Source organism: Enterobacter cloacae complex sp.6700776 (genome assembly GCF_048284255.1).
GTDB classification, from domain to species: domain Bacteria; phylum Pseudomonadota; class Gammaproteobacteria; order Enterobacterales; family Enterobacteriaceae; genus Enterobacter; species Enterobacter intestinihominis.
Genome location: NZ_JBLVYK010000064.1, coordinates 1 through 429, shown reverse-complemented (window position 1 = coordinate 429; position 429 = coordinate 1). Strand labels below are relative to the sequence as shown.

1 protein-coding gene is annotated in these 429 nt (G+C 41.7%); it reads right to left on the bottom strand.

Annotated elements, in window-relative coordinates; translation table 11 throughout:
• The coding region (locus ACNQ0T_RS23230; protein ID WP_417930387.1) for a UTRA domain-containing protein at positions 1-413 on the bottom strand (413 nt) is incomplete at its 3' end.
• Positions 414-429 lie beyond the last annotated feature (16 nt).

The following is a 429-nucleotide window of genomic DNA, read 5'->3' as shown; positions in this document are numbered from 1 at the left end:
TCAATGGTGTGCTCCATTTCACTAACAGGGAAATGGCGCTGTAAATAGCCGCTTGGGGTTTCACTATTGCCAAAATGCTGCTGAACAAATTCAGGGGCAATCCCATGATTTACATAGCGTTCTTCTAGCATCAGCGGAATGTCATTTTCAAAATGTAGCATTTTGCAGTAGCCAATATCGCTGCCTTCTGTGACACCAAGTTGTAGGGCAATTTCTGCGGTGGCAGGGATGATTTTTAGCTGTAACTGGTGACCAGCATATTTATTCCCACTAACTGAAATTTCATCAAAAATATCAAAGGCTTTAGTGACGGGAAGCTCATGCTTTTGAGTGGCGACAAAAGTCCCTTTTCCTGCAATCCGATTTAAGATGCCTTTTTGACTGAGTTCAGAAATCGCTTTATTTACCGTCATACTGCTAACATTAAAC